This is a genomic window from Micromonospora cabrerizensis, assembly GCF_022230955.1.
Lineage (GTDB): Bacteria > Actinomycetota > Actinomycetes > Mycobacteriales > Micromonosporaceae > Micromonospora > Micromonospora cabrerizensis.
Genome location: NZ_JAKKFI010000099.1, coordinates 1 through 8,595 on the forward strand (window position 1 = coordinate 1; position 8,595 = coordinate 8,595).

Annotated in this window: 2 protein-coding genes; both read right to left on the minus strand. The window is 75.3% G+C overall.

Going from position 1 to position 8,595, the window contains the following annotated elements:
- The coding region (locus LADH09A_RS26535; protein ID WP_238648326.1) for a beta-ketoacyl synthase N-terminal-like domain-containing protein at positions 1–985 on the minus strand (985 nt) is incomplete at its 3' end.
- A 28-nt stretch (positions 986–1,013) separates the two neighbouring features.
- The coding region (locus LADH09A_RS26540) for a type I polyketide synthase (RefSeq protein WP_274530194.1) at positions 1,014–8,595 on the minus strand (7,582 nt) is incomplete at its 5' end.

Consider the following 8,595-nt stretch of genomic DNA (forward strand, 5'->3'; position numbering starts at 1 on the left):
CGTTGGCCAGTGCGGGCCGGAGGCCGCGCTGCTGGGCGGGCCCGTTGGGGGAGGTCAGACCGTTGGAGGCGCCGTCCTGGTTGACCGCGGTGCCCCGGATGACCGCGAGCACCGGGTGGCCGTTGCGGCGGGCGTCGGAGAGCCGTTCCAGCAGGAGCAGGGCGGCGCCCTCGGACCAGCCGGTGCCGTCGGCGGCGGCGGCGAACGGCTTGCAGCGGCCGTCCGGGGCGAGGCCACGCTGACGGCTGAACTCGACGAACGCCTCCGGGGTGGCGAGGACGGTGGCACCACCGGCGAGGGCGAGGGAGCACTCCTGCTGCCGCAGCGACTGGACCGCCAGGTGCAGCGCGACCAGTGAGGCCGAGCAGGCGGTGTCGATGGTGACCGCAGGCCCCTCCAGGCCGAACTGGTACGCGATCCGCCCGGAGAGCACGCTGGCCGCGCTGCCGGTCAGCCGGTAGCCCTCGATGCCGTCCTGGGTGTGCCGCTGCAGCAGCGTGTCGTAGTCGCGGCCGCTGATCCCGACGAACACACCGGTCCGGCTGCCCCGCACACTGTCGCTGGGGATACCGGCCCGCTCGAACGCCTCCCAGGCGGTTTGCAGCAGCAGGCGCTGCTGCGGGTCCATGGCCAGGGCCTCGCGGGGCGAGATGCCGAACAGCGCCGGGTCGAAGTCGGCCGCCTCGGCGAGGAAGCCGCCCTCGCGGGCGTAGCTCTTGCCCTTGGCGTCCGGGTCGGGGTCGTAGAGCCCGTCGACGTCCCACCCACGGTCGGCGGGGAAGTCACCGATCGCGTCCGCGCCGGCGGCCACCAGCTCCCAGAGCTGCTCCGGGGTGCTGACCCGGCCGGGGTAGCGGCAGGTCATCGCGACGATCGCGACGGGCTCACCGGCCGCCGTCTCCACCTCTTCGAGGCGCCGCTTGCTGCGTCGCAGCTCGGCGGTCATCCACTTGAGATGGTCGAGCAGCTTCTCGTCGTTCGCCATGACACGTACCCCGTTCCCGCTGCGCGGATCAAGATCTGCCGAATTCGTTCTGGATGATCTGGAGCAGTTCGTCGGCGGTCGCGTCGCCAAGTTCCTCGCCGCCCGCCTCCGCCGGTTCCTCGGCGGCGGCCCAGCGGTGTGCGAGCGCCTGTAGGCGGGCCACCAGGGCCGGCCGGTCGGCGTCGTCGACACCGGTGGCGGCGAGGGCCGCCTCGAGGTCGTCGAGCCGGCCCACCAGGGTCGGTGCGGCCGGACGGTGCTCGCGCATCAGGAGCGTGTCCAGGTGCGCGGCGAGCACCGCCGGGGTCGGGTGGTCGAACACCAGGGTGGCCGGGAGGTTGAGCCCGGTGACCGTGGTGAGCCGGTTGCGCATCTCGACCGCGGTCAGGGAGTCGAAGCCGAGTTCGCGGAAGGCACGGTTCGCCTCGAAGCCGCCGCCCGGGCCGAGGACCGCGGCCGTCTCGGTCCGGACCAGGTCGAGCAGCAGGTGCCCGCGTTCGGCCTCGGGCAGGTCGGTGAGCCCGTCGATCGGCCCGGCGGCCTGGACCGGCGCGACCGGTTCGGCGACTGCCGCGCGGACCTCCGGGACTCCGTCGAGCAGCGGGCTGGGGCGGGCGGCGGTGAAGGCGGGGGCGAAGCGGGCCCAGTCCACGTCGGCGACCGCGACGGTGATGTCACCGTGGTCGAGGCTGCGGGCGAGGGCGTCGACCGCCGCCGACGGTGCCAGCGGGGTGAGGCCGTGGCGCCGCAGGTGCTCCTCGGTGCCGGTGTCGGCGACCATGCCGCCTTCGCCCCACGGCCCCCAGGCGACCGCGCTGCCGGCCAGGCCTCTCGCGCGGCGTCGTTCGGCGAACGCGTCGAGGAAGGCGTTGCCCGCGGCGTAGGCGGCCTGCCCGCCGCTGCCCCAGACGCCGGAGATGGAGGAGAAGCAGACGAACGCGTCCAGGTCACGGTCACCGAGGAGGTCGTCCAGGTGCCGGGCCCCGCCGATCTTCGCGGCCACGATGCCGGCAAGCAGCTCCGGGGTGGTCTCGGCGAGCGGGGCCGAGTCGCCGATGCCGGCGGTGTGCACCACGGCGCGCAGCGGCAACGCGTCGGCGTCAACCCGGCGGATCAGCTCGGCGACGTCGTCGGGGTCGGTCAGGTCGCAGGCCACCAGGGTGACCCGGGCGCCGAGCGCGGTCAGCCCCGCGCTCAGCTCGTCCGCGCCGGGGGCGTCGCCGCCGCGGCGGCTGGCCAGGACCAGGTGACCGGCACCGTCCTGGGCGAGCCGGCGGGCCACGTGCCCGGCGAGCGCGCCGGTGCCGCCGGTGATCAGGACGGTGTCGCGCGGTGTCCACGGGGTGGGGGTGGTGGTCGGTAGCGGTGCGCGGACCAGGCGGCGGACGAACGTGCCGGCGTCGCGCAGGGCCACCTGGTCTTCGCCGCCGTCGGCGAGGACCCGGCAGAGCGCGGGGCCGTCGACGCGTTCCGGCAGGTCGATCAGGCCACCCCAGCGGGCGGTGTGCTCCAGGGCGGCGACCCGGCCGAGGCCCCACACGGCGTTCTGCGCGGGGTCGGTGACCTCGGCGGTGGCGGAGACCGCGCCTCGGGTGACGGCCCACAGCGGCGCGTCGAGACGGGCGTCCCCGGCCGCCTGGATCAGGGCCAGGGTCGCTGCCAACCCGTTGGGCACCCCCGGGTGGCCGGGCAGCTCCCGGTCGTCCAGGGCGAGCAGCGACAGGATGCCGGAGACCTCGGCGGTCGGGTCCAGTTCGGCGACGATCGCCGCGCGGTCGCGGCCGTCCAGCACCACCGGCCGGGTGCGGGCGCCGGCCTCGGTCAGGGCACCGATGACGGTACGGGCATACGCGTCGACCGGGCCGGGAAGAGCGACCAGCCAGGTCCCGCCGAGACGAGCGGTGCCGTGCATGGCGACCGGTTCCCACTGGGCGCGGTACCGCCGGCGGTCGGCGGAGCCACGGGCCAGGCGGCCACGGTGCCAGTCGGCCAGGACCGGCAGCGCCGGCGCCACCTCGCCGACCCGGGCGTCGCCGAGCATCGTGCCCAGCGTCTCCAGGTCGTTCTGCTCCACGGCGGACCAGAACGGGTCGTCCGACGGGTCCGCGGCGGTGCCGCCGGCCGGGGCCGGGGCGATCCAGAACCGGCGGCGCTGGAACGGGTAGGTGGGCAGTGGCACGGTCCCGGTGCCGGGCAGCGCGGTCGACCAGTCGATCGGCACGCCGCGGACGTGCAGGCCGGCCACCGCCTCGGCGACGGCGGTGGGTTCGCTCCGGTCGCCGCGCAGCGCGGCGACCAGGACGGCGTCCACCTGCTTGGCGGTGGGCAGGCACTCCCGGGCCAGCGCGGTCAGCACCCCACCCGGGCCGACCTCGCAGTACGCGGTGACACCGCGGGCGTCCAGGGCGGCGACCCCGTCGGCGAAGCGCACCGCCTCGCGTACGTGCCGCACCCAGTAGTCGGCGTCCGGCTGACCGATCGGCTCGCCGGTCAGGTCGGAGATCAGCGGAATGGCCGGCGGCGCGTACGTGAGCCCGGCCGCGATCCGCCGGAACTCGTCGAGCATCGGGTCCATCTGCGCGGAGTGGAACGCGTGGCTGACGGTGAGCCGCTTGGCCCGTCGCCCGTCGGCGCGCCAGCGCTCGGCGATCAGGTCGACGGTGTCCGCGTCGCCGGAGACGACCACCGAGTCGGGTCCGTTGACCGCGGCGATCGACACGTCGCCGGTGAGCAGCGGCCGGATCTCGGCCTCGGTGCCCTGCATGGCCAGCATCGCGCCGCCGGACGGGAGCGCCTGCATCAGCCGGCCCCGTGCGGCGACCAGCTGTGCGGCGTCGGGCAGGGACAGCACACCGGCGACGTGGGCGGCGGCGAGTTCGCCGATGGAGTGGCCGAGCAGGTGGTCGGGGGTCACGCCGCGTGCTTCGAGGAGGCGGTAGAGCGCCACTTCGAGGGCGAAGAGCGCCGGTTGGGTGAACTCGGTCCGGTCCAGCAGGACCGCCTCGGGGGTGCCCGGGTCGGCGAACATGACGTCGAGCAGGGGGCGGTCGAGGTGCGGGGCGAAGGCGGCCCGGATCTCGTCGAGCGCGGCGGTGAACACCGGTTCGGTGGCGTACAGGTCCCGGCCCATGCCCGCGCGTTGGCTGCCCTGGCCGGTGAAGAGGAAGGCGAGCTTGCCGGTGGCGGTGGCGGTGCCACCGATCACCGACGGGTCGTGCTCGCCGGTCGCGACGGCGTGCAGGCCGCCGCGCAGGGTGGCGGCGTCGGCGGCCAGGACGACCGTCCGGTGGTCGAGCGCGGAGCGGGTGGTGGCCAGGGAACGGGCGAGGGTCACGCCGGCGCCGGCCTCGACGTGGCGGTCCACGCCGGCCGCGAGGAGCCGTTCCGCCTGCTCCCGCAGCGCCCGGTCCGACCGTCCGGACAGGACGTAGGGCAGGTGTTTCGGCGACGCGACCGTGTCCGGTGCGCTCACCTGCGGCGGCGCGACGGGCTCCGGGTGTTCGAGGATGACGTGGGCGTTGGTGCCGCTCACCCCGAATGCCGAGACGGCGGCGCGACGCGCCCGTCCGGTGTCCGGCCACGGCTGGGCCGAGGTCAGCAGCCGCACCGCGCCGGCCGACCAGTCCACGTGCGGGGTCGGCTCGTCCACGTGCAGGGTCCGTGGCGCGAGGCCGTGGCGCATCGCCTGGATCATCTTGATGATCCCGCCGATGCCGGCGGCCGCCTGGGCGTGCCCGATGTTCGACTTGAGCGAGCCCAGCAGCAGCGGTTGCCCGGCCGCCCGACCCTGCCCGTACGTGGCCAGCAGCGCCTGCGCCTCGATCGGGTCGCCGAGCGTGGTGCCGGTGCCGTGCGCCTCGACCACGTCGACGTCCGCGGTGGACAGGCCGGCGTCGGCCAGCGCCTCGGCGATCACCCGCTGCTGTGCGGGGCCGTTCGGGGCGGTCAGGCCGTTGGAGGCGCCGTCTTGGTTGACGGCGCTGCCGCGCAGCACCGCGAGGACGTGGTGCCCGTTGGCCAGCGCGTCCGACATCCGCTCGAGGACCACGAAGCCGGCGCCCTCGGCCCAGCCGGTGCCGTCGGCCCCGGCGGCGAACGCCTTGCACCGGCCGTCCGGGGCGAGCCCGCCCTGCCGGCTGAACTCGACGAAGACCGCCGGGCTGGACATGACCGCGACCCCGCCGGCCAGGGCGAGCGTGCACTCCCCCTGCCGCAGCGCGCGGGCCGCCCAGTGCAGGGCGACCAGCGACGACGAGCAGGCCGAATCGATCGTGACGGCGGGTCCCTCGAAACCGAAGGTGTAGGCGACCCGGCCGGACATCACGCTGGTGGCGTTGCCGGTGAGGCGGTAGCCCTCGACTCCGGGTGGTGGCGCCGCGCCCTCCCCGTACCCGAGGTGGGCGCCGCCGACGAAGACGCCGGTCCGGCGTCCGCGCTGCGCGCGCGGTGGCAGGCCGGCGTTCTCCAGTGCCTGCCAGGCCGTCTCCAGCAGGAGCCGCTGCTGCGGGTCCATGGCCAGCGCCTCGCGGCCGTTCACCCCGAACAGGTCGGCGTCGAAGTCGGCCGCGTCGTGCAGGAAGCCGCCGGAGCGGGTGTACGCGGTGCCCTGGTGATCCGGGTCCGGGTGGTAGAGCGCGTCCAGGGCCCAGCCACGGTCGGCGGGGAAGCCGGAGATGACGTCGGCCTCGTCGGCGACCAGCCGCCACAGGTCGTCGGGCCCCTGCACCCCGCCGGGGAACCGGCAGGACATGCCAACCACCACGATCGGGTCGTCGTCGGGCGCCACGGCCGACGACGGGAGGGGTGCCAGTGCGGCGGTGGGCTGGTCGAGCAGTCGGTCGCGCAGGTAGCGGGCCACCGCGAGTGGGTTGGGGTGGTCGAAGACGAGGGTGGCGGGCGGTGCGAAGCCGACCTCGCGTCGCAGCCGGTCGCGCAGGTCCACGCCGGTGAGCGAGTCGACGCCCATCTCCCGGAACGCCTGTTCGGCGCCGACCGCGTCCGGCCCGGTGTGGCCGAGCACGGTGGCGGTGACACCTCGGACCAGGGTGAGCAGGTGGTGTTCCTGTTCGGCCGGTGCCAGCGCGGCCAGCGTCCCGGCCAGCGGCGTCGGGGCGTCCTCGACGGTCTGCGTGGTCAGTGCCCGCACCTGCGGCAGGTCGGCGATCAGCGGCCGGGGCCGGGCGGCGCAGAAGATGGGCGCGAACCGGGACCAGTCGACGTCGGCGACCGCCACGTAGGTCTCGTCACCGTCCAGGGCCTGCCGCAGCGCGGCGACCGCGGTCTCCGGGTCGAGAACCGGCAGGCCACGGCGGAACAGCAGGGTTTCGGTGCCGGCGTCGACCATGCCACCGTCGCCCCACGGGCCCCAGGCGACCGAGGTGGCGGTGAGACCGCGGGACCGCCGGTCGTCGGCCAGGGCGTCCAGGTACGCGTTGGCGGCGGCGTACCCGCTCTGCTCGCCGCTGCCCCAGAGCGCGGCGATCGAGCTGAACAGCACGAACGCGTCGAGCGGGGTGTCGGCGAGCAGCCGGTCCAGGTGGGCGGCGCCGGCCACCTTGGCCGCCGCGACCGAGGCGAGCCCGGCCGGGTCGTCGTCGCGTACCCCGGCGAACCGCAGGGCGCCGGCGGTGTGGAAGACGGCGCTCAGGTCCCCGACGGTGGCGAGCAGGCCGGCGAGGGCGTCGGCGTCGGCCACGTCGCAGGCGGCGATGGTGACCCGGGCACCCAGCGCGGTCAGTTCGGCGTGCAGTTGGTCGGCGCCCGGCGCGTCCGCGCCGGCCCGGCTGGTCAGCACCAGGTGCGGGGCCCCGGCGCCGGCGAGCCAGCGGGCCACGTGCGCGCCGAGCGCGCCGGTGCCGCCGGTGATCAGGATGCTGCCGCGCGGTGACCAGGGCCGTGTCGCCACGGGCGGGGCGGCCGGTACGACGCGGCGGACGTGCACGCCGGTGTCCCGGATCGCGACCTGGTCCTCGGTGCCGGTGCCGCGCACGACCGCCCAGAGATGGGCGAGCGCCTCGGTGCCGGGGTTCTCGGGCAGGTCGGCCAGGCCGGCCCAGGTGTCGGGCAGTTCGAGGGCGGCGACCCGCCCGTACCCCCACACGCTGGCCTGGTGCGGGCTGATCCGGGGTTCGTCGCCGACGCGTACGGCACCGCTGGTCACGGCCCAGAGCGGTGTGCCCGGCGGGAGGTCGCAGAGCAGCGCCGCCGTGCCGGTGAGCCCTCGGGACAGGTGCGGGTGCTCCGGGTCGGGGCGCTCGTCCAGGGCGAGCAGGGACAGCACGCCGCCCACCTCGTCCGGGTCGATGGCGGGCAGGTCGCCGGCCGGCACCGCGACCACGTCGGGACCGCCCGCCGCCAGGATGCCCGCGACCACCGGCAGGTCGAGGCTGGGGACGACGACCAGCCAGCGACCCGGGCGGGTGGTGGTGGTCGGAACGTCGCGGACAGGCCAGTCGAGGCGGTACCGCAGGCCCGGGTCGGTGCCTCGCCGACGCCAGGCGCGCAGCGCGGGCAGGACCTCGTCGAGGGGGCGGTCGGCGGCCACGCCGAGCAGGTCCGCCAGGTCTCCACTGTCGACGGCCTGCCAGAACGGGGTGTCGGGGGTGTCGCTGGCACTGTCGTCTTCGAACCAGTAACGCTGCCGCTGGAAGGCGTAGGTGGGCAGGTCGACGACGCGACCACCGGTCAGGGACGGCGTCCAGTCCACGGCGACGCCGCGCACGAAGACGCGGGCGAGGGCGGTCCGGAGGGCGTCTGTCTGGTCCCGGTCGGCGCGTTGCGCGGGTACGAACACCGCGTCGGTGACGCACTCCGCGCCCATTCCGGAGAGCACCCCGTCGGGGCCGATCTCCACGAACGTGGCGACGCCCAGGCCCTCCAGGGTGGCGATGCCGTCGGCGAACCGGACGGCCTCCCGCACGTGCCGCACCCAGTAGTCGGCGTCCTGCGTCTGCGCGACCTGCCCGGTCACGTTCGACACCACGGGGATCCGGGGCGCGGAGTAGATCAGAGCACCGGCGACCTCGGCGAACTCGGCCAGCATCGGCTCCATCAGCACCGAGTGGAACGCGTGACTCACCCGTAGCCGCTTCGACTTCTCGAAGTGGGCGGCGACCGCCGCGACCTCGCCTTCCACCCCGGACAGCACCACCGAGCGGGGACCGTTGATCGCGGCAACCGACACCCCGTCGGTCAGCAGCGGCAGCACCTCGGCCTCGGTCGCCCGCACCGCCACCATGACCCCACCTGCGGGAAGGGCCTGCATGAGCCGCCCCCGGGCCGCGACCAGCTTCGCCGCGTCGGCCAGGGACAGCACCCCGGCCACGTGCGCGGCGACGATCTCACCGATCGAGTGCCCCACCAGGTAGTCCGGGGTGACCCCGAACGACTCGACCAGCCGGAACAACGCGACCTCGACCGCGAACAACGCGGTCTGCGTGTAGACCGTCTGGTCCAGCTCGGCGCCCTCGGCGATCACCTCGCGCAACGGGCGGTCCAGGTGAACGTCCAGCTCGGCGCAGGCCGCGTCGAACGCGTCGGCGAACACCGGGAACGACGACGCCAAGCCCAGACCCATGCCGGGTCGCTGTGACCCCTGGCCGGAGAAGACG